This is a genomic window from Caldalkalibacillus salinus, assembly GCF_016745835.1.
GTDB lineage: Bacteria > Bacillota > Bacilli > Caldalkalibacillales > JCM-10596 > Caldalkalibacillus_A > Caldalkalibacillus_A salinus.
Genome location: NZ_JAERVL010000004.1, coordinates 1 through 22,049 on the forward strand (window position 1 = coordinate 1; position 22,049 = coordinate 22,049).

Genomic DNA, 22,049 nt, shown 5'->3' on the forward strand with positions numbered 1-22,049 from the left:
TGACGCAAAGCTATAGGGGCTAACGTGATTGAAGATCACAAAAGCCAGCCAGCTACCGAAAGATATAGGCGAGAAATACCCCTCTTCCTTTTTGAATCAAAAATTGTTAAGGAGAGGTAACAAAATGAAGAAAAAGTTAACAGGACTTATTCACGAAGAAGAAGGACAAGGGATGACTGAGTACGGTTTAGTATTAGGTGTTATTGCAGTTTCAGTACTTGTAATTATAGCCACATTAAGAGAAGAGATTGTAAAGCTTTATAAAGAAGCAGTAACAAACATCCAGTCACGTGGAAGTACTAGTTCATAATCTATATTATATGTAGAACAAACAAGAAAATGAGATCAAAATAAAAATGCCTTACGTAACCACGTAAGGCATTTTCAAAAGAAAACTGAGAGGGATCAAAGTGTGGTTTGATATTTTACTCGTCATAATCCTAACAATTTGTGTTGCAACAGATATTAAAAGTAGAAGAATCTACAATAAATTTATATTTCCCACATTACTGATTGCCCTTATTTCTCATTTGTTCTACGGTGGATGGGAAGCTTTGTTAGGGGCTTTTTTAGGCTTTCTAGTAGGGTTGGGTATCCTTTTAATCCCGTATCTGTTAGGAGGAATGGGTGCTGGGGATGTGAAGCTCTTGGCTCTAATCGGCGCAATTAAAGGTACAACATTTGTGATAGACACAGCACTCTATATGGCCATATTAGGTGGATTAATGGCTATCTTCATCCTCCTATTTAGACCAGGTTGGAAAAATAGATTCAAGGCAATCTTTTATTTTCTATACGCTTTAAGATATGGGGTTAAAATTCCTTTAGGGATGAAGAGGAAGGGAATGCAGGCAACATATCCTTATGGTGTACCTATTGCTGCCGGTGCATTATTATGCTTATTTGCGGAAGGATGGAGAATTTTATGATGAAAAGAATTTGGAGAAATTCTCTTGTCAAAGATCAAAAAGGACAATCATTGCTTGAGTTCGCTATTGTCATTCCCCTTTTACTGTTACTTGTCATAGGCATCTTTGATTTTGGCCGTGTGATGTACACCTATATGCAGGTCAATATCACAACACAAGAAGCAGCGAGGCTGGGTGGACTTGGCAATGATGACGAGACAATCGAGCAACACGCTAAGAATAATTTACATTTAGGGAACCCTGAGAAACTGATAGTGAAGACAAACCCAAGTTATGATGAAAGAGGCCCTGGGGATTATATGACAGTACAGTTAGAATATCCTGTAAACTTTATTACCCCGTTTATGAATAACATTCTGAATAGTCCACACATTGTCCATGCTGATTCAACCATTCGAGTAGAGTAGAAAGGAGGAAAAAGAATGTGGTCTAAAATTAAGCACCTTGTAAAAAAGGAAAGCGGTAATTCCATTGTCATGGTTGCCTTATCACTAGGGGCCTTATTATCTATGACAGGTCTAGTTATTGATGGTGGAACAATGTACGTGACCAAAAGCCATCTTCAAAAGACCGCCAATGCAGCTGCATTGTCAGGTGCTCAAGAATTAACTAATAAAGAAGATGAAGTAAGAAGAGTGGCTAAGGAAGTCTTAGAAAGACATGGCGAGTCGGAGAGCTTAGAGAATATTAAGGTACAGATGGAAGATAGAGTAGACGTTTTTCTTACCAAGCCAGTTGATCTAAATTTTGTAGGGATATTTGGGATTGAGCAGGCAGATGTGAAAGTATACGCTGCAGCCGAAATACTACCGATGAACGAAAGCACAGGGATGGCACCATTCTCAGTACCGAACAATGTTCCTATTAGATCACCTGAGGACCCTGAATATGATGAAAGTGAAGACATTCATACCATTAAGTTTAAACCAGGGAACGATAAAGATGATGCGGAGGTGGATAAGGAAGGGAGTACATCAGACTACGGGATTTTAAGTTATGAGTATACGTATGTCGATACAAATGATCCTGAAACCTGCTGTACTGAAAAAGACGAACATTATCCTGAAGGTGGTAGCGGTAACGATAGATATAGACATGACTTTAAATATGGCTCCGAATCTTGGATCGAAATAGGAGACGTTGTCGGCGTTGAAACAGGGCAAAATAACAAGGGGACAATGGAGGCTATGGATTATCGCTGGGAGAATTGTCCTTACAAGGATGGCAGTGTTGAGGATCCTTGGAAATACCGTGACTGTACACGGGTCATTTTATTGCCTAGAACAGAGGATGCAAATACTAAGACGGGGACCAATAAAAAATATAGAGTAACCGGTTTTGCTTATTTCTTCATTATTGAGCCATATAATAATGGTAAAAAGGAAATTAAGGGTCATTTTGTAGAGAAAGCAGATACTGGTTATGGTAGAGATGGAGATAAAACAGAAAACTCAGGCGCATTCGCAATTAGACTAACGGAGTAGGTGACAGTAATGAGGACAAAATTTATATTAGTTTTGGCAATACTCATGGCAGGAGCAACAACATTCTTTTTCTTTAATAACGTGAAGGACTCATATGAAGCAGAAACAGAATTTACTTCCAATATGATTGATGTGTACGTGGCAACACAAGTCATCGAGAGAAACCAAAAAATCTCAGCAGACATGTTAGAACAGATAACCGTTCCAGATGCAGGTGTACATCCAAACGCCATTCGTAGCATTGAAAATGCTGAAGGATTATATGCGACCGCACGTATAGAACCCGATGAAATTATATTATCTCATCGAGTTTTGTCGGAAAAAGAGGAAAATCTCTTTGTATCTAGAAAGATAGAAGAAGGAAATCGTGCTGTATCATTAGATGTGGATTTTGTACGCTCTGTATCTAACTTGATAGAACCGGAAGATACCGTAGATATATTGCAAACACTGTGTCAGAGTTCTCCTGATCCACTGAGAAGTCAAGATTGTGAGACAGAAGTGATTCAGAATGATGTAAGGGTACTCGCAGTTGGACGTAAGATGTTAGAACCAAACAGTCCAGAAGACTATGTCTCTTATAGTGCAATTACATTAGAGCTTCCACTTGACGAAACATTAGATCTTGTTAGCGAGTCAAAAGTCGGAGACATCTCATTCATATTACAGAGTCGTATCATACCTTCTGATGCACAGCAGGCGGAGTCCGGGACTGAGACTGAAGAGACTGAAAACGAGTCTGAGTCCGAGTCCAATTAACTGATAAGGAGAGGGTTGTCATGTCAGAGCAAGAGCAATTACGCGAACAATTCCTTAATCAGGAAAGAGATAGCGTAGGAAGTAGTAATCATAGTCGCGGAGAGATGATCGCTATATGTAGTCCGAAGGGCGGCGTAGGAAAAACGGTCTTAGCGATCAACCTCGCAGTAGCTCTTTCTAAGAGAAACATTAAAACTGCCTTGCTAGACGGGGACTTTCAGTTTGGAGACGTCACGCTGTGTATGGATTTGAACGACTCCTTTTCAATTAAAGACTTAGATGATGAATTAGAAGAGCTCGATGACTTCACGTTAGATAGTCACATGTTAAGACACGAAAGTGGCGTGAAGGTATTAGCTGCTCCAGACCGCCCAGAGTATGCCGAGACCATCACCCCTATCGTGATCGAAAAAGTGACTCGTATTTTGCTAGGAATGTATGATTACGTGATTGTAGATACAGGAGTAGGTTTCCAAGACCAAAACTTGCATCTACTAGAAAAAGCAGATCAAATACTTGTACTAACGAATCTAGAAATGTCGACACTGAAGAACACGAAGTTGTTTGTGGAGACGTTGGAAATACTAGGTTTAAGGGAGAAAGCTAGAGTTGTAATTAATCGTGCGACGATGGACAGTGTCATTAAGGCATCGGAAGTGCCAGATATTTTAGGGGAAGAAGCGCCGATTTTTATCCCAAATGAGCCACAGATGGTGTCACAATCATTAAATACGGGTATCCCGTTCGTTACGAGTTTTCCAAAATCGGACATGGCAAAGTCTTTACATCAAATGGCTGAGCAGCTCTCCTCTCGTCGGGAAATTAGTTTCTTAGAAACGAAAGAAACGTCGTTGTTGAAATCAATGTTCCGAAAAACTTTCCTAAAGGAGAGGACGTAATATGAGTTTACTAGAAAAAATACAAGCACAACAGCAACAAGGAAAAGCAATAGAAAAAGAAGTTGATGAAGTTTCACAATCTCAAGAGAACCCTACCCGTAAGGAGCTGTTAGCGTCTGTTAGGGAAACGACCCAGAGTGGTAAAAGTAAGAAAAAAGCGAATCCAAAAGTAGATAAAGAGCAGGAGCTTAAAAATAGGATACATAAACAAATAATTAATGAATACAAAGATGACGATATAGAAAAGGTCATTCCTAAACTAGATACTATGGCTATAGAAATCATGAAAGAGGATGACACCTTTAGAGGCAAGATTGATCGCAAATCGGTCATTAACGAACTTGTAAATGATTTAACTGGTTTTGGACCTATCAATCCTCTCCTTGAAGATGAAGAGGTAACAGAGGTTATGGTTAATGGTCCTCATCAAGTTTACTGTGAACGCAAAGGTAAAGTTGAACTAACCAACGTTCGTTTTCGTGATGATGACCACGTTATGAATATTATTGAAAAAATTGTATCTCCGATTGGAAGAAGAATTGACGAGAGTAGTCCAATGGTTGATGCACGTTTACCGGACGGTTCCCGTGTAAACGCCATAATCCCGCCCCTCGCATTAAATGGACCTACCATAACAATTCGTAAATTCGCCAAGGATCCGTTCACGATTCACGACCTCATTAGCTTTGGTACGTTATCAGAAGAGATGGCCGTCTTTTTAGACGCATGTGTTAAAGCTAAGTTGAATGTTTTCGTAAGTGGGGGTACAGGTTCAGGTAAGACGACGACCCTTAACGTTTTATCTTCTTTTATACCGAATGATGAACGTATCGTCACCATTGAGGATGCTGCCGAGCTACAACTTGGACAGGATCACGTTGTATCTCTTGAGTCTAGACCACCTAACATTGAAGGGGAAGGGGCCATCACGATTCGTGATCTCGTAAAAAACTCTTTACGTATGAGACCCGAACGCATCATTGTCGGTGAGGTACGTAGTGGTGAAGCCTTGGACATGTTACAGGCCATGAACACTGGTCACGATGGTTCACTAGCGACAGGTCACTCTAATAGTCCACGTGATATGATTGCCCGCCTGGAAACCATGGTATTAATGGCTGGGGTGGACTTACCGGTACGAGCGATACGTGAACAAATTGCTGGTGCAATTGATGTTATCATTCAGCAAACTCGAATGAAAGACGGGACAAGAAGAATAGTGGCCATAACCGAAGTCCAAGGGTTAGAAGGTGATATTGTTGTTTTACAAGACATATTCGCTTTCCAACAAGATGGTATAGATGCTGACGGTAAAATCCAAGGACGCTTAGTTCCGACAGGTGTTCGTCCGAAATTCTACGAACGGTTGGAGAACTCAGGGATGGAAATTCCTCCTTCCGTCTTTGTAGCTGAAGAGGAGTGGGGTCTATGATCTATGTTGTCACATTAATGTTTGGAATCACCTCTCTTCTTGTTTTTTACCTCATCTTTAACACCTTATTTCTTTCAGATCGTCGCACTTCTAAAAGAATGAGAAAGTATTTAGACGCTGGGGACAATCAGAGAGTAGATAAGCAGCTCGTTAACTTTTTTGTGAATATGAAAGTCCTGAAGAAACAAGCAGCTCAACAAGCAGCTGAACGTAGTAGCAAAGATAAAGAATTGGTTCATATGTTACATCGAGGAGGTGTACCGTTAAAGCCTGAAGAGTACAATATGTTTAAATGGATTATCACAATCGTGCTCGGATTGTTACTTTACGCAATTGCAGGGAATATGCTCTTTTTATTTGTCGGTGCAGCTGTGGGTTATACGGCTCCTAAGTTTTGGCTCAAGCAAAAAGAAAAGCAGAGAACTAAGAAATTTAACGATAATTTAGCGGATACTTTATCTACTATTGTAGGTTCACTACGTGCCGGTTTTAGTTTCCCACAGGCACTTAAAACGGTTGTAGATGATGCTGATGAAGGTCCGATTAAGGAAGAATTTGGAACTGTCTTAAAGGAAATGCAATATGGTAGTACACTAGAAGAATCATTAAATGCACTAAAGGAACGCATGCCGAGTGAGGATTTGGATTTAATGGTTCAGGCGGTTGTTATACAGCGGCAGGTTGGGGGGAACCTTGCTCAAGTCTTAGAGGGGTTAACAAACACCATACGCGATAGAGTTAAGATTCAAAGACAAATTGTAACTTTGACTGCACAAGGTAAACTTTCAGGAAGAATCATAGGTGCACTTCCTGTCATTTTAGGATTTGCAATGTATTTTATCGACAGTGACTATATTATGATATTATTCAATACTGCAATTGGTTTAGGTATGGTTATATTTGGTGTGATTGCAGGAGGAATAGGCTTTTATCTTGTAAATAAAGTTACAGACATAGAGGTGTAGTCATGTTTTTAGTAATGATAAGTTTTTTTATCACAATGACACTCGTGATTTATTTCTTTCTATCCTTCTTTGACCGAGGTAAAAAACATGATATTGAGAAGGAGAAGAGGAGGAGGCTTGCTCACTTTACAGGTGAAGACGGTGAATTATTCGTCGGCGAAAAAGATGATTCAAGCTTAGTTGGGCGTATCTTTCTACCCTTCTGGAGAGAGTTAAGAAGGAGTTTTAAGAAGAAAATGCCCGGGGAAAAACAAGCAAAGATTGAAGTTAAATTACTGCAGGCTGGAAACCCATTTGGTATTACTGCTGTTGAGTACCGCTTAGGACAAATCTCTCTAGCTATTTTATTGCCTATCATTGTTGGCATCTGGTCTATATTTGCAGACATTGGTTTAGGCGGTCAATTATTTATGATTATTATTGCCGTAGTAGTAGGTTTGTTTCTTCCTAGTATGTACATCAAATCGAAAACACAGCAGCGTTACAAACAAGCACTAAAAGAGCTGCCGGATACATTAGATTTATTAACGGTAAGTTTAGAGGCAGGTCTTGGGTTTGATGCTGCCTTAAGTAAACTCGTTCAAAAACGTTCAGGTGTGCTCAGTCAGGAATTTCATCGTAGTCTAGAAGAAATTCGCTTAGGTAAAACACGAAAAGAAGCTCTTAATGGTATAAGAGAACGTTTAGCTGTTGACCAAGTTTCAAATGTTATCGGAAATATTATTCAAGCTGAACGACTTGGAATTGGTCTAGTACAGGTGATGCGTGTCCAATCTGCAGATGTTAGGGATCAACGAAAACAAAGAGCAGAGGAAGAAGCCATGAAGGCACCGGTTAAAATGCTATTTCCACTCGTATTATTTATATTCCCTAGTATTTTTATCGTTGTAGTTGGCCCTGCTGCAATTGGTTTTGTAGACGCAATGAGCAGTATGTAAGTTTTAACCCCTGTTTTATAAGGGGTTATTTTATTTTATAATTTTAGAAAGTAAATTTTTGTCAGAATATGTCTAGTTTAACCTTTTGTTAGCTCAATCCAAAATAAATATTTACAAATATATTCATATAGAGTAAGATTCAACATCATATATTTTTGCATTGCATCTTCAAGCCAATCAATTTTTGATATGAAAGGAGAGACAATGACCCATCGATTCAAACTCATTACAGCCGTACACTTATTTTTAGTAAAAGAGGACCACATTCTACTTCTGAGACGGTACAACACTGGTTACGAAGATGGTAAGTATAGCGTCGTAGCAGGTCATCTTGATGGTGGTGAAGAAGTCAAAACAGCGATGATGAGAGAAGCACGGGAGGAAGCTGGAATAGAGATAAAACCTGAACATTTAGAAGTGGTTGGCGTCATGCATCGTCAGTCAACGGATGAACGTATCGATTTCTTTTTAACTTGCCATGAGTGGAATGGTAACGTGACGAATATGGAACCTCACAAGTGTGATGAATTAGCTTGGTATCCGATAGATGGTTTACCGTCAAACATCATTCCTTATGTGCAAAGAGCTATACATAACTATCAATCTGGAGAATGGTTCGATTCTTATGGCTGGGAAAAGTCCCAAGTTTCTATTAAATAGGAGTATCTCTTTTAAAAAGAAAAAGAGCTGAAATGACTGTGTGGACTGTCTGTTGACAGTTCTTTTTTTATTTGTAAATCAATACTGAACATTTATGAGTGGGACTTTAGAATCAATTTTATAAAAAAGACAAAAAACGACAACTTAACAATAAATAACATGGTAATATTTATCTATATTTACAATAAAATGACGTTGGGTGTCAGATATGTACAGAGACTATAGTTTTAAAAGGGGATTATTTTTATGAAAGTCGGACATTTACGTGTTGCGATTGTATTGACCATGATAGGGAGTGTCTTTATCGTCGGAGGTTTGATTACACTTGTACTCACTTAATAGACTTGTGGCTTATTCACTTTTTAATAATCTTAGTAAGTATTCATAAAGCGGACGGTGAACGGGATGAACATAATCGTGATAGAACAAGACCAAGAATATGTTGATCTTTTGCTTCAATATATTAGAACAACTAAAAAGGGGAAGGATGTGAGAGTTTCCCATTTCACAGATGTGGCTTTATTCTATAAACAAAGTACACAATTAAATGCAGATGTCATCCTCATTCATGAGTCATTAATAGGCCCACAGTTTGACTCGTCTATCGTCCCAACGTCATCGTTATGCTTCATGCTAACAGAACAAAAACAATCGCAGGTCATGTTGGAAGGCGATGACAGCATTGATGTGGTATTCAAGTATCAGCCTTATAGTAAACTGCTCCATTCTATAAGACAATCCATGAATAAGAGTAAAGAAATACGGATGAGTAGCAAAGATAATAGTAGCAAAGTCATCGCTGTACATTCCTCTTCTGGGGGGACAGGTACAACGACTCTATCACTGACATTCTCTTCTCAACTCTCTCTATTTGATTTAAACGTTCTGTATGTCAATTTGGAGGAAATGAATTCGATCACATCCTTTCTTACTACAGAGGAAGAAGATGTATTCTCTAAACTATTATATTATGCACAGTCTGAGCGTGGGGCTGATAAGCTTGAACAGCAATTGTTAAGTTGTATCCGTTTCGACCCGAAATGGAAAATGGACTATATCCCACCTTTACACCTACCCGAGGAACTTAATGAACTATCTTATGATAATGTGACAACTCTTATACGGGCGATTCGTCAATTGCAATACGATTATATTATTTTAGATGTTGGACATTTGAATATGACCGTTCGAGACGCCATATTGTCTAGTTCGCACCAAATCTTTTGGATGATGAATGATTGTTTCCATAGTGTGAACAAAACGAAGCGTCATGTTGAATTACTCCAGTACAAAGATGAGCAGAAGACCAAGGCGTGGTTGGCCAAGACTTTTTTTCTATGTAATAAATATACAGGACAAAGAACGACGCTAGCATTCACACAGGACTGGTCTGTCACGGAGTATCTACCTTACATCCCCGAATGGAAAAATATTGTGAGCAAAGATCAAATGTTGACATCTCAAGTCTTCAATGAAAAACTTATACGTTTGCAACAACGCCTCAGTACTGAAGGGAGGGCTGTCCATGAATGAATATGAGTGGTTAGAACTAAAAAGAGAAGTCCAAAACAAAATAGACTTATCTACGTCTGTATCCGACAGCGACCTTCAGCAAGAAATTGAAGAAACTGTATTTCATTATGCTAAACAGCAATATATCGGTGTAAAAGAAAAGAAAGCACTAGTCGAACGTATTTTTCACTCACTAAGAGGGTTGGATATCCTACAGCCGTTAATGGATGATCCACACATTACTGAGATCATGATTAATAGTCCTAGGGAGATATTTATTGAGCGCGAAGGTAAGGTTTACCAGGAGAAAGTATTATTTGAAAATCAACAAAAGTTAGAGGACATCATCCAGCTTATTGTCGGTAAAGTTAACCGCATTGTCAATGAATCGACTCCAATTGTAGACGCTAGGCTAGAGGATGGTTCACGGGTGCATGTGGTACTACCTCCCATTGCTATAAAGGGGCCAACGTTAACGATTCGAAAATTCCCACAGAAACCCATAACGATGGATCAGTTAATTCAATGGGGATCGATATCAAAGGAAGCGGCCCTTTTTTTGCAAAGTTTGGTCCAAGCCAAGTTTAATATTTTTATAGGAGGAGGAACAGGGTCAGGAAAAACAACTTTTCTCAATGTATTATCCAGCTTTATTCCTGCTGAAGAGCGGGTGATTACAATTGAGGATTCTGCAGAGTTACAGATTCAAAATATTCCTAACCTCGTAAATTTGGAGACGCGAAACCCAAACACTGAAGGTAAAGGCGGTATATCTATTAAGGACCTTATTCGGGCATCGTTACGTATGCGCCCTAATCGTATCGTTGTAGGTGAAGTGAGAGGATCAGAGGCTTTGGACATGCTACAAGCTATGAATACAGGACACGATGGTTCTTTATCTACGGGGCACGCCAACTCCACTCACGATATGCTTAGTCGCTTAGAAACAATGGTATTAATGGGTGCCTCTTTACCAGTGGAGGTCATCAGAAAGCAAATATCCTCTGCTATTGATATTATGATTCACTTGTCACGACTCAGAGATATGACTAGAAGAGTAACGGAGATTAGCGAAGTGCTCGGTGTAGAGGATGGAGAAATTAAATTGAACCCATTATATGTTTTTGAGGAGCAGGAGGAAAGAGACAGCTTTGGGGCTATTGAAAGCTCACAGAACGTTCATCACTCTAAATTAGCGCAAGCGGAATCCAGACCTGGTAAGGTTGTGGGTGAGTTGAAGCCTACAGGTCGGGTGTTGCAAAAAGACTTTAAGTTAAAACTTGCAGGTGTTCAAAACCCGTTAATATCCATGTAACGCTATTAAAGTAAATCATAATTTATAGAGGGAGGTGGTATAGGAGTCAATGTTGACATTGCTGGCGCTTTCGTTAGTTGCAGGTGGATTGACCTATGGGTATTTGATAATTAGAGATAAGCGTGCGTCCTATGTGTCTGATTCATGGCAAAAAGATGAGGATCAGAATGGTGCTAGGAAACGTGTTCATCTAGCTCATGAAAATAAAAATCTCAATCAAAGTAAACAGCCTATTCACTATGAAACATACACGATGAGCACCTTTGAAAAAGTCGCATGGGCTTCATTGGCTATGTCTGCCCTTTTCGTTTTAGGTTATATATTTTATCAACGAATCCCGTTCGCGTGTTTAATATCACTTGCCGGCTTATATTATCCAAAGTTGAAAAGAAAACAAATAATTACCAAACGTCAACGGATATTGAATATGCAATTTAAAAATGCATTACACGCTTTATCTTCTAACCTATCTGCTGGAAGATCAATTGAAAATGCTTGTCTAGAAGTCATAAGCGATTTGAAACTTTTGTACCCAGACCTTGAAACATTCATGACCAAAGAATTTGAACGGATGACAAGGAAAATGCAAAACGGTGAAAGCTTAGAAGAAGTATTTTTAGACTTTAGTAAGAGGAGTGGTGTGGAAGATATAAAAACTTTTACTCAGATTTTAGTCGCATGCAAACGAAAGGGTGGGGACCTTGTGGATGTTATACGACGAACGAGTCAAATTATGGGTGAAAAGTTAGAAATCCAACAAGAGATTCATGTTCTTCTCGCACAAAAAAAATTCGAATCCCAGTGTCTTAGTATTATTCCTTTTACCATGGTTGCCATCCTTGCGTATAGTTCACCAGATTACGTCGCACCATTGTATGAAACTGCCGTCGGAACAGTCGTCATGACCATTTCATTATTAGCATTAGGCATGACTTATTGGTGGTCCACAAAGATTATGAATATTGAGGTATAAATGCAATGACCATACTGTTTATTTGTCTTGTTATACAGTGTTTGTGTCTCATTATACTTTGGTACTCGGCACACCGTTATTGGTTAAGACATGGGAATAATAAGCTAGATATAACGGCATACAAGGAAGCATACGCTCTACCATTCTTGGCACACATGTCATTCTATCTCGTAAAACACCTAGCATTACCTGTACGTTTTTCAAAGGTCGTACTTCCCCTACATCAAAGATGTATGATCATCTATGGTCAACAAGAAGGGAGTAAGCATACAGAATTTTTCATAACGCAATTGATATCTACTGTGATCACATCAGTTTTCATGACAACCTTCCTAGGATTAGCGAGTGGGGACATGGCACTATTTTTCTTTGGTTTATTTTTGTGCTTTCTAATCCCATATATTCTCATAATTGGCTTGGATAAACAGATAAATGAAAAGCATTATGACATTCATATGCAATTGCCAGAATTGATAGACAAAATGACATTATTTATAAATGCTGGTGAAACGGTACAGAAAGCACTCATCCAAAGTGTTGATCTCAAGGTGACCTCAAACAGTTTTTTTCAACAAGAGTTACAAAAAACGATTAAAAGACTGGAGCAGCAAATATCATTACCTCAAGCATTAGAGGAGTTAAGTCAACGTTGTGGTCTGCAAGAAGTCTCAGTTTTTACAACGACAATATTGTTGAATTATAAACGCGGGGGACATGAATTGGTAGACGCATTGAGAGATCTGTCAAAACGTTTATGGGAAAAACGTAAAATAGCAACAAAAACAAAGGGTGAACAGGCTTCTTCTAAACTTGTGTTTCCGATGGTTATTATTTTCATAATCGTAATGGTGATTATAGCGACACCAGCTATGATGATGTTTTAACGATATTTTACTTAGTATTATCTGATAAGGGGGATAACTAAAATGGCACAAGCATTTAAAAAATTTTGGAATAATGAAGAAGGGTTAGGAACATTGGAAGTGATTCTGATTGTAGCTGTATTAGTTGGAATCGCCATTCTATTTAGAAATCAGATTATAGAATGGGTCAACAAGATTTTAGGAAGTACGGATAGTCAGATCGATCAGTTTGACGCAGGATAGGCCGATGAGAGGTAGGATGACATTTTTTAAAGATACGAGGGGGAGTTTCACTTTAGAAGCAAGCCTCATTTTTCCTATTATATTCGTTCTTATAATCATGTTTTTGTTTGTCTCTATCCTTATTTATCAGAAAGTGACACTACACTATGTTGCATCTTTAGCAGCTGATCGTACAGCTTACACATGGGATAACAGCTTTAAACAACCTTTTGAAGGTGAATTTAATATATCTGAGCGAGATGATTTGTATTGGAGATTAACCGATGATCGTTTACTCAGCTCTATGTTTGGTCTCACTATGAGAGGAGAAAGTAACGTCACACTCGAGAAGGATAGGGAATATACGGGACTGTCAGAGAGAAAGCTATATCGTATTGTCCCTTATTTACCAAACGACCTTGAGGGCACCATGACTTTTCAGAATGGAACGACGTCACGAAGTATCAGGGTAGAGATTGAAAGCCCGTTGCGTATGCCACAGTTTATAACACATATTTTTGGTGAAACGCTAAAAGCTTTCGGTCAGTCAATTATCGTTGACCCCGTTGAGTATAATCGAAATGTCCAAATGATGTGGGATTATTATGATAAGTGGCCAAAAGACACAAATATAAACAAGATTCTTGAAAGGCAAAGCCAAAAAGAAGGTTCTTAAGCTTGTTCGTGATGTTTTACATCTAATAGATAAAAAGTGAACAAAGGTAGGGTTCAAAAACAGAATTTTGTATACTAATTTTTTTATTCGAATAACGAAGGACTGGTGATGCAACTCTTGAGACAGTTCTATTCATCTGAAAGGGGTTCAGTCTCCCTTTTTCTAATGATGATATTCATTGCAGTGTTTTTCTTTAATGCTGTACTCATCGATTACGCACGTGTCATGGCCGCTAAAAAGCAGGCAGACACTGTCCTTAAGTCAGCCACTAGATCGGTCATGTCTTCTTACGATACGGACCTTTTTCAACGTTTTGGCTTATATGGCCTAGAGAATAAAAACAATGAAGAGATGCTCAAAAGTATCATAGAAGATAGGCAACAAGATCAGGGCCTTTTTGAATTCGTTGACCTGGCTATAGAGGAAGTTGAAATGGAGGTGCCAGAGGAAAGACATTTAGGTCATGAAACTATTTTTACTAACCAAATCCTCGAAGATATGAAGTACAAAGCGCCTGTTAATTTCACATTGGAAGTCATAGATAAATTTAAACCTATGGCTCTAAGCTTAGGAGAAGCTTCATCAGCAGTAGATAAACTCCAGGATATCCAAACTTTATATGAACAACGAGAGCAAGAAATTGGACACATGTTAGCTCAGCAGGAACAAGCTTACGATTTAATTGATCAAAGTATGTACCGAGAATTAGTACAAGAGAACAAAATCGTTGATGGATATGAGGGTTATGTTCAAGCGTACTATGATGATCACCAATCTCAAGAAGAAACGCTTGACAATAGCATGGTTGGTGGGACAGACGATATCACAGCTCAAACCACCATGCATCAGTATAAACAAGATGCAAATGATCAAATTAAACAGTTGCAGGCTTTGCTGGATGCACATGAAAACAGTCTACAGATAGCAAAAGAAGCAGTGGCTGAAGCGCGACATTTCAATCATCAAATCAAAAGACGTATACAAAGAGAGGATGCCCAGGAGGATTATAAAGCTGTATATCATGATCAGTCCGTATCTGATCCTGTTAGGGCTAATGTAGATGGTAGAGATGCAATAAGAGAGGTGGAGCAAAGCTTAGAAGTCATGGTTTGGAAACAGAGTTTCTTCGATCAACTAGAACTTAGGCTAGAGGATCAAATAGAAGCGACTTCAGGGATCGCCAGTAACATAGAGCATTTTGAACAGAACTATAGACAAGCAATAGACTTAAATCCAGAATTAATTGCCGAGAGTGGCAAGGTTACGTTGTATCATGAAACTTTACAAAATGATAAACAAGCTATGCAAACAAAACTCAATGCTTATCAGAACGAAGTCCATTCCTTATTACAGGAACAGACGGAGGCTATTCAGGAACAGGAGGAAGGGCGTTCCAAAGACATTGAGGAGACCTATAAGCAGGAAGGGAATGAACAGCTTAACAGGTTTAAAGAGTGGTTAGAGAATATTAAATCCATTGATGAAAAAAGAGAGAGCTTTGAGCAGGTCTCTGAGTTGGCCAAGCATTATAAGGACATCAACCAAAACAGTCGGAATTTGTCCTCTCATAACCCCACTACATTTGAAGCAGAAAAAGGGGATGAGGCTATGGGGAATGCTGTAAACGGTATGAATCAATTATTTGGTCAAATGATAGATCATCTCAATACGATGAGAGACCACTTATATACTAATGAGTATTTAATGGAACGTTACACATCCTTCGAGCCTTCACGTTATGAAGGTATAAGTGTGAGAAATATGCACGAATATACGGATATATTCGACGTTCAGCAGCAGGAAATAGAATTTAGCCTGTATGGTTTATCTAGTCCAGAAGGTAATCTCATAGCTGCATTTGGGGAAATATTTGCTTTGAGAATGGCCATTAATACACCTAATGCATTCCAGTATTGTACAAGAGCAGGTCATCCTTTAGCTGTGCTTGCTTGTGTTATTGCCAGATCGATTCAGGAGGCGGTTAAAGATGTGCAATCTATGATCCGCGGCCAAAGTATAGCGCTTTTTCCTAAAACCAGCGTGCTCGTCAATTATAGAGACCACTTACGTTTCTTGTTGTTTATGCACTCAGGTCGTGATCGCCTATACCGTATGCAAGCTCTGATACACAACAGTGGGATAGACTTGGTACAGAAACAAACATACTTACATGCTAAGAGCGTTTCTTCGTTTCGTTTGTGGTTCCTACCAGGGGTGATGAAAGCCGTCAGCTATACCCCCTTAGACCAAGGAAGAATAGAGGGGAATATCTATTACATTGAGAAGCGTTCGGTATTCTCCTATGAGTAGTAGACTAGCCCTTGATCAGAGTGACAAATAATAAAATTCAGTCGTTACGAAAGAGAAGGTCATATGAGACACAAGCCTAACAGTTTTAAGACCCAATCAAACGGCGGTATTGTCCTTGAAGCGTCCATTATTTTACCTTTTTTTCTGTGCTTTATGCTCTTTTTAATCACGCTTATTCGGATTGCTCTAATAGATATTACCTTACACCATGGTGTGAATGAGGCTACAAAACAATTAGCTAGTCAAATGTATTTGGCCGATAAGACTTACCAAGCATTTAGTGAATCCGAGTATGGCACAGATTTAGAAGAGAATGTTGACAAGATAAAGGCGGATATGAACCCGTTAAAGGATCTCTCCGCTGATCAGAAACAAGAACTTGAGCTTTACTCAGAAATGGCACTTCAAACCTTGAGAACGAATCAAGGTTGGAGGGACCTAGAAGATCAATTCTATCACAGTATGGTAGGCCGTTACTTTCGTCCATTAGTCGATCGCCATGTTCATCATGCATGGATAAATATTGAACATGTGATGGTGACAGATGTTCAGCTTCCTAATCTAAAAACAAAAGAGCACCCTTATGTCAGTCTAGAAGTCCGTTATGACATGCAGCTCCCAGTTCCGTTCTTTTACAAAACTGTCCATTTTCAACATCGAGCGTATGAAAGAGCCTGGGTAGGTGATCACTATCTAGATCAAAATGGAAGACGTACGGGAGATGAAGATAATAGGGAAGAGGAGGAGAAGAGCGAAAATGGGGACGGCGATCATGACGGTCAAGACGACAAGGAAGAGAACCGAGAGAATGAGGAGGATGATGAAGAGGATAATCTCATCATTCATTCTGTCACATCACCCGTCCAAAGAGGCAGAGGTGTGACCATTATTGCTGAAGGTCCACCCAATCAAACGGCTAATATACGTCTTTATTATCAAAGTGGTTTCCAAAAAGAGGTGAGTTGTACTTCTAATGCTAATGGCTGGTTTAAATGTGATATTCGTATAGGCGGAAACTCAAATGAAGGATCTTACACCGCAAGAATGACCGTAGATGAATTGGAAGATGAAGGGTCATTTCAGGTCCTTTCTAAGGCGAATATGGAAGAGTACATCAGAGATAGGGAAGGCCAGGTTAATGGCCATTAACTGAGGAGTGACACAAATGGGGGCATATATTCTATTACTACTAGTGATTTGTATCGCATTTTATACCGATATACGGACAAATAAAATTCCTAATGCACTAACAATTGGTGCTGTCTTAGCAGGGGGCCTCTTTCACCTTTTAAGTCATGGTGTGAGTGGGTTAATCTTAGCTACAAGTGGACTGTTGATCGGAGGGGGTATATTTTTCATATTGTACTTGATCGGAGGCGTTGGGGCAGGGGATGTGAAACTTTTTGCCGGTATAGGAGCATTAGGCGGTATAGATTTCGTACTATACTGTGCGATGTACTCCATCTTGTATGCAGCTTTTGTAGGTGTGATCACCCTATTTTTTAATCGCGTACATAGGAAGCGTATGTTTCATTTCATCCTTTTACTGGTAACCAATCTTAAACAGTGTGTTCATCATATGAAATACACTGGACAGAAAAAGGAAAAAGTGCACTTTCCATTTATGATTGCGGTTATGCCTGGTTACTTAACAACACTCTACTACTTTATGTAACATTTAGAACGGCTAAATGTTAGTTATAGGGGGGGGGAAGAATGAAGGCGCAATTACAGGGACTCATTTACAAATATGTTCAAGAACAAGGCAAGTATTTAATTTTTGAACAGGAATCAGGTCTTTCTTACCACCATCTGGGGAAGCTCCAAGTACAGATGATGATAAACAACAATATTCCTCGAGTACTCCCATTAGAAATAGAGGAGAAAGACCTTATACTGAGACTCAGATATACGATGGGTACAAAAAGAGCTCTCACTCACTGGTTAAAAGGCAATACACTGACACAAAAGTCTTTTCTTTATATGCTCTTAAGAGTTGTTCAAACCATAATTGATAGTCAAGATTTCATGCTCCCAGAAAGAGGTTTTGTCATTAGTTCGGATTTTATCTTTGTAGAGGATGACGTTTCTGATTTGTGTTTATTATATCTGCCTCTCAAAGAACACAAGGATGTCCTCACAGCTGAGAATCAATGTAGAACGCTCGCTTTGTCACTCATCCCATATATTGATGAATTAAACGGAGAAGTGATACAGGAGCTCATGCGTCGATTGCAAGGTGAAATCTCGCTACTTGAGTTGAAGGATGCGCTTCAAACGTGTCTAAAACAGATGGCTTATCTAAACGGTCCACAATCAAATGAACGATTAGGGCATAAGGACAATCAAGGAGAACCACAATTTGAGCAACAGGTTCAACAACACAATGCTGAGGATAAGGTAAGGGTTCATCCTTCAAGCAATAAACAGAATCCTCCAAGAAGTGTATCAATTAAACCACAAGTACATCAGCCTTTTCAGCGGGAAGGAAACCCATTCGCCAAGCGCGCCTTTAAACAGTGGCCTGAAGTGAATCAAGGCAAGGGGATAAACCAGAAGCATAATAACCATGCTCACCCGAAAGACACATCCGTGTACAGTCAACTACCCGCACTAAGCTCTAGGGGAAAGACTTACCTCTTTTTGATGTGCTTGATACTAACAGCGTTGGTGTGGAAAGGGTACGAGCTTTTTCCCTCGGAAGGGATGCTATATTTATCTATTGGATCCACGATACTGATATGGAACGGGGGATTCATTTTTCACTCTATTTGGCGGCCACAAGCATTGTTAAGAGGTGCTAGAATGTCTGCAGCCAGTCCAGATGTAGAACAAAAAGAAACCTCTGGACAACCTCAAGATTCTATTTCGGCTCAATCTGGCTCTTCTCCTCTTAAGCGGCAATCATTTGCAAAAAAATCAAAGGCGAATGAGAAGGCCAATAATAAAGCAAATTCCCTGTCACAACAGAGTGCTAAACACGTTGACCAGGGGCCCGAGAAAGGCAACCAGCCAGGACTTCAACATTTAAGGGAAAACCACAGTGTGCGTGATCAAAAACTGCACGACCAAACAAATGAAGCTCAGGCTTCCTTGGATCAATATTATGCTCAACTCCCACAGCAAACGAAAATCCTTCATGCTTCAGCACGTCGGGAAGAAGATCCGACCGTTGCACTAGATCAGCATAGAGGGGTTAACGCCTTAGGTGCCTCAGTCGACTCCACTTATACGCTTATCAAGGCGTCACAGTCAGGGCAGCAAGAGCGCATTACCATACAACACACGCCTTTTGTCATCGGTCGGAATGAAGGGAAAGTGGATTTTGTTGACTCAGAAGCTGGAGTATCTAGAGCTCATTTTGAATGTGTTCAACTGGGCGAGGGGTTATTTATTCGCGATTTAGATTCGAAGAACGGTACGATGCTCAATGGGGAAAAAATAACGCCTAATGAACTTTTGAGAGTAACCGAGGGCGATGTTATTAAAATAGCATTATCACAATATACAATAACGACTGAGGCTCATATGAGAGAAAGTCAAAGTGCGTTATGATGCTTTTTCGGGTATATGCTACAGAAAGGAGGAAGTCAGGTGAGAAATAAGAGGGGACAGTTAATGGGTGGAGACATCTTACAAGATCGCTATCTGATCCTTTCTTTACTAGGTCGAGGTGGAATGGGCAGTGTATATTTAGCCAAAGATTTAAGATTAAATGGTAAACAATGGGCTATTAAAGAAGTGAAGACGACAATGGAACAACAGATGTTTTTAGATGAAGCGCACATGTTGTCAGGTTTAAGTCATCCTTCACTACCTCATATTATAGATTTTTACCCCCCAGACAAGGATGGTTACAGTTACTTAGTCATGGATTATATACAAGGTAAAACGCTGCACCAAGAATTTGAAGATGATCAACGTCAATTTACGACAGATCGAGTCGTACAAATTTCTATTCAAATTACAGAACTATTAACCTACCTCCATACCCAACAACCTCCTGTTATTTTTCGTGATTTGAAACCGAGTAACATTATGTTAAACGGGGAAACCGTAAAGCTCATAGATTTTGGTACGGCTAGGTGGTATCAACATGGCAAAAAGGAGGATACCATCCCTTTGGGAACAGTAGGGTTTGCCGCTCCCGAACAGTTTGAAGGAAACCAAAGTGACCCACGAACAGATATCTACTCATTAGGGGCGATGATGTACTATTTATTGACGCAGGGACAGTATATTCATCAACAGGATAATCGGACGACCCTTACTTTAAATAGGCTTATGAGTGGAACTTTGAACAAGTCTAAACTCGCTAGCATTATCAAAAAGGCCACGCGTACGAATCCAGAGAATCGTTATCAAAGTGCTAGTGAGATGCAGGAGGAACTCCAGTCATGCGTAGATGATTTACATCTACGGCTTCATGATCAAAACCAAACACTAGCGCCAGTTCAAACTTTTAATATGCCTACAAAATGTATATTGATAGGTTCTTTATGGCCAGGAGCAGGGTCTACCACCCTAACTATGAATATGGCGAGGCATTTTGCGAGACAGGGAATACGCGTGGCATATGTTGAACATCCACAAATTTCTCCGTATATGTTTGACTATCTTAACATCGCATATAAAGAAGAAGTTGTAAGCGATCCGCAAGTGCTGCACATACACCATATAGATCATCATGCTACACGTAAAGATAAGGGAATGTCAGACGAAACAGTCTTAAGAAGATGGGAAGAAGATGGTGTTGTCTGGGGGATGCGCGATCCGAGGCAATCCTATAACGACACGTGGACAAAAGATGATTTCTTTCAAACACTATTTCTTTATAAAGATGTGTCTATCATTTTAATTGATATCTCTACGTTATGGTTGTCTGATGGCGTCGATGCATTTTTACCATTTACAGACCATGTGTATCTTTGTGTTGAGCCCGATCCGGTAAAAGTTGATCGCTTGGCAAGTCCAGACACGACGGAGAACCGAATCTATCACCACTTATTAGAGCGAGATAGTAAAGAGGACATAAATTTAGAGCTGATTACAATGAAAATGGCACATACGGTACCGTTGAAGGAATGGAAAAACTGTTTTGTAAAACAGCCGAACACGTATATTCCGTATGTTCCTTACCCCGTCATAGCACGTGCGAGTTGGAGGAGTGAGTTTATTATTGATGACAAGGATTATGGATCAGTTATGGAGGAAGCATTACAGGACATCAGTGAAAAATTTATACCCGATACAATATTAGCGAGCACACAAAAAAGCCAGTCTTCTATATCATTTTCAAAATTAAAACAGTGGTTCCAATGGGCACGGAGCAATTAATTATGTGTATATGTGGAGGAGATCAATGTTAAAGTGGCTAAAATTATTTATTCCAGTATTGATATTAGGGACAGGTATTGCATTTATATTTGCATTTGAATTTTATCTAAAGGATAAAGTTTACACTATCCCGGTTATTGTCGCTGCAGAAGATATTGCATTTAAAGAAAGTCTTACAGCAGAGAACACAGAGGTGGTGCACATTAGAAGAGATCATGTCATTCAAGGTGCATATTCCCCTGAAGTCTATCAATCTGAAGTGTTGGGACAATTATCTGCCATTGAAATTAAAAAAGGGACACAACTGTATTCAGCTTTGATCGATCATCACAACCTCACTCCTAGGTATGACAGAGGAGAATTTATTGCGCCTATCCCTAATCGGTGGATATATGCCGTACCTGGGAGCTTACGTCGAAGTTACCATGCTGATTTTTATGTCACAAAAGAATCGAATGATGTTGTTTTAGAAATTGATGAGAAATCTGGAATGAGTGATATTGAGTTAGACACAAAACCAATCTTATCAAATGTTAAAGTCTTGCATACGAGAGACTCTTCGAATCGAGAAGTTCGTAATATACAAGAGAGTGAGTATGATGCGACCGCTAATATCTCAAATATCGAAATAATAGCCACGGAAAAAATGCTAAACACAATGAAGACATACGTTGAACAAGGCTATAAGTTGTATATCACATACAAGCAGCAGCCCGAATAGTAGGTTTTGATGTGGGAGATATTCAAACAGAATATGATGTATTTTCCAATTATT

Annotated in this window: 23 protein-coding genes and 1 riboswitch; of the genes, 22 read left to right on the forward strand and 1 reads right to left on the reverse strand. The window is 39.4% G+C overall.

Annotated elements, in window-relative coordinates; genetic code table 11:
* A riboswitch (cyclic di-GMP riboswitch) is annotated at positions 1–60 on the forward strand. This riboswitch is flagged as partial in the annotation.
* Between the two features lie 64 nt (positions 61–124).
* The 13 genes from JKM87_RS03720 to JKM87_RS03780 all read left to right on the forward strand — a co-directional run bounded on the left by JKM87_RS03720 (position 125) and on the right by JKM87_RS03780 (position 11,866).
* A complete protein-coding gene (locus tag JKM87_RS03720; protein WP_202078110.1) occupies positions 125–310 on the forward strand; it encodes a Flp family type IVb pilin in 186 nt (61 codons plus the stop codon).
* A 100-nt stretch (positions 311–410) separates the two neighbouring features.
* Complete coding sequence (locus JKM87_RS03725) at positions 411–929, forward strand: prepilin peptidase (RefSeq protein WP_202078112.1); 519 nt, start codon at positions 411–413, stop codon at positions 927–929.
* On the forward strand, positions 926–1,336 hold the full coding sequence (locus JKM87_RS03730) for a TadE/TadG family type IV pilus assembly protein (RefSeq protein WP_236838583.1): 411 nt from the start codon (positions 926–928) through the stop codon (positions 1,334–1,336). The genes JKM87_RS03725 and JKM87_RS03730 overlap by 4 nt, the downstream gene beginning before the upstream one ends.
* Before the next feature lie 15 nt (positions 1,337–1,351).
* The gene (locus JKM87_RS03735; RefSeq protein WP_202078114.1) at positions 1,352–2,413 is read left to right on the forward strand and encodes a pilus assembly protein TadG-related protein; all 1,062 of its coding nucleotides are present in this window, start codon (positions 1,352–1,354) and stop codon (positions 2,411–2,413) included.
* Positions 2,414–2,422: 9 nt separating this feature from the next.
* A complete protein-coding gene (cpaB, locus tag JKM87_RS03740; protein WP_272899172.1) occupies positions 2,423–3,172 on the forward strand; it encodes a Flp pilus assembly protein CpaB in 750 nt (249 codons plus the stop codon).
* A gap of 20 nt (positions 3,173–3,192) precedes the next feature.
* Positions 3,193–4,071 carry a CpaE/TadZ family protein gene (locus tag JKM87_RS03745; RefSeq protein ID WP_202078118.1) on the forward strand — a complete coding sequence of 293 codons (879 nt, stop codon included), beginning with the start codon at positions 3,193–3,195 and terminating at the stop codon, positions 4,069–4,071.
* A gap of 1 nt (position 4,072) precedes the next feature.
* Entirely contained in the window at positions 4,073–5,503 is a 1,431-nt protein-coding gene (locus JKM87_RS03750; RefSeq protein ID WP_202078120.1) for a TadA family conjugal transfer-associated ATPase, read from the forward strand.
* Entirely contained in the window at positions 5,500–6,468 is a 969-nt protein-coding gene (locus JKM87_RS03755) for a type II secretion system F family protein (RefSeq protein ID WP_202078122.1), read from the forward strand. The genes JKM87_RS03750 and JKM87_RS03755 overlap by 4 nt, the downstream gene beginning before the upstream one ends.
* Positions 6,469–6,470: 2 nt before the next feature.
* The gene (locus JKM87_RS03760) at positions 6,471–7,406 is read left to right on the forward strand and encodes a type II secretion system F family protein (protein WP_236838584.1); all 936 of its coding nucleotides are present in this window, start codon (positions 6,471–6,473) and stop codon (positions 7,404–7,406) included.
* Between the two features lie 204 nt (positions 7,407–7,610).
* Positions 7,611–8,066: an NUDIX hydrolase gene (locus tag JKM87_RS03765; RefSeq protein WP_236838585.1), complete on the forward strand. Its 456-nt coding sequence runs from the start codon at positions 7,611–7,613 to the stop codon at positions 8,064–8,066.
* A 417-nt stretch (positions 8,067–8,483) separates the two neighbouring features.
* On the forward strand, positions 8,484–9,599 hold the full coding sequence (locus JKM87_RS03770) for an AAA family ATPase (protein ID WP_202078126.1): 1,116 nt from the start codon (positions 8,484–8,486) through the stop codon (positions 9,597–9,599).
* Positions 9,592–10,893, forward strand: coding sequence for a TadA family conjugal transfer-associated ATPase (locus JKM87_RS03775; protein ID WP_202078128.1), 1,302 nt, complete (start codon positions 9,592–9,594; stop codon positions 10,891–10,893). The genes JKM87_RS03770 and JKM87_RS03775 overlap by 8 nt, the downstream gene beginning before the upstream one ends.
* Before the next feature lie 49 nt (positions 10,894–10,942).
* Positions 10,943–11,866 carry a type II secretion system F family protein gene (locus tag JKM87_RS03780; protein WP_202078130.1) on the forward strand — a complete coding sequence of 308 codons (924 nt, stop codon included), beginning with the start codon at positions 10,943–10,945 and terminating at the stop codon, positions 11,864–11,866.
* A gap of 51 nt (positions 11,867–11,917) precedes the next feature.
* On the opposite strand, the gene JKM87_RS03785 is transcribed toward JKM87_RS03780, so the two are convergent.
* Positions 11,918–12,070: a hypothetical protein gene (locus JKM87_RS03785; RefSeq protein ID WP_202078132.1), complete on the reverse strand. Its 153-nt coding sequence runs from the start codon at positions 12,068–12,070 to the stop codon at positions 11,918–11,920.
* A gap of 29 nt (positions 12,071–12,099) precedes the next feature.
* On the opposite strand from JKM87_RS03785, the gene JKM87_RS03790 reads away from it, so the two are divergent.
* From JKM87_RS03790 to JKM87_RS03830, 9 genes are all read left to right on the forward strand, one after another.
* The gene (locus JKM87_RS03790; protein ID WP_202078135.1) at positions 12,100–12,750 is read left to right on the forward strand and encodes a type II secretion system F family protein; all 651 of its coding nucleotides are present in this window, start codon (positions 12,100–12,102) and stop codon (positions 12,748–12,750) included.
* A 42-nt stretch (positions 12,751–12,792) separates the two neighbouring features.
* Positions 12,793–12,972, forward strand: coding sequence for a Flp1 family type IVb pilin (locus tag JKM87_RS03795; RefSeq protein ID WP_202078137.1), 180 nt, complete (start codon positions 12,793–12,795; stop codon positions 12,970–12,972).
* Between the two features lie 16 nt (positions 12,973–12,988).
* Positions 12,989–13,627 carry a TadE/TadG family type IV pilus assembly protein gene (locus JKM87_RS03800; protein WP_202078139.1) on the forward strand — a complete coding sequence of 213 codons (639 nt, stop codon included), beginning with the start codon at positions 12,989–12,991 and terminating at the stop codon, positions 13,625–13,627.
* 165 nt (positions 13,628–13,792) lie between these two features.
* Positions 13,793–15,937 (forward strand): coiled-coil domain-containing protein, encoded by a 2,145-nt coding sequence (locus JKM87_RS03805; protein WP_202078141.1) that lies wholly within the window; start codon positions 13,793–13,795, stop codon positions 15,935–15,937.
* Between the two features lie 63 nt (positions 15,938–16,000).
* Positions 16,001–17,086: a hypothetical protein gene (locus JKM87_RS03810; RefSeq protein WP_202078143.1), complete on the forward strand. Its 1,086-nt coding sequence runs from the start codon at positions 16,001–16,003 to the stop codon at positions 17,084–17,086.
* Positions 17,087–17,102: 16 nt separating this feature from the next.
* The gene (locus tag JKM87_RS03815; protein ID WP_202078145.1) at positions 17,103–17,612 is read left to right on the forward strand and encodes an A24 family peptidase; all 510 of its coding nucleotides are present in this window, start codon (positions 17,103–17,105) and stop codon (positions 17,610–17,612) included.
* 41 nt (positions 17,613–17,653) lie between these two features.
* The gene (locus tag JKM87_RS03820; RefSeq protein ID WP_202078147.1) at positions 17,654–19,492 is read left to right on the forward strand and encodes a DUF6382 domain-containing protein; all 1,839 of its coding nucleotides are present in this window, start codon (positions 17,654–17,656) and stop codon (positions 19,490–19,492) included.
* Positions 19,493–19,531: 39 nt separating this feature from the next.
* Positions 19,532–21,274, forward strand: coding sequence for a protein kinase domain-containing protein (locus JKM87_RS03825; RefSeq protein ID WP_202078150.1), 1,743 nt, complete (start codon positions 19,532–19,534; stop codon positions 21,272–21,274).
* 25 nt (positions 21,275–21,299) lie between these two features.
* The gene (locus JKM87_RS03830; RefSeq protein ID WP_202078152.1) at positions 21,300–21,995 is read left to right on the forward strand and encodes a CpaB family protein; all 696 of its coding nucleotides are present in this window, start codon (positions 21,300–21,302) and stop codon (positions 21,993–21,995) included.
* Positions 21,996–22,049: the final 54 nt, after the last annotated feature.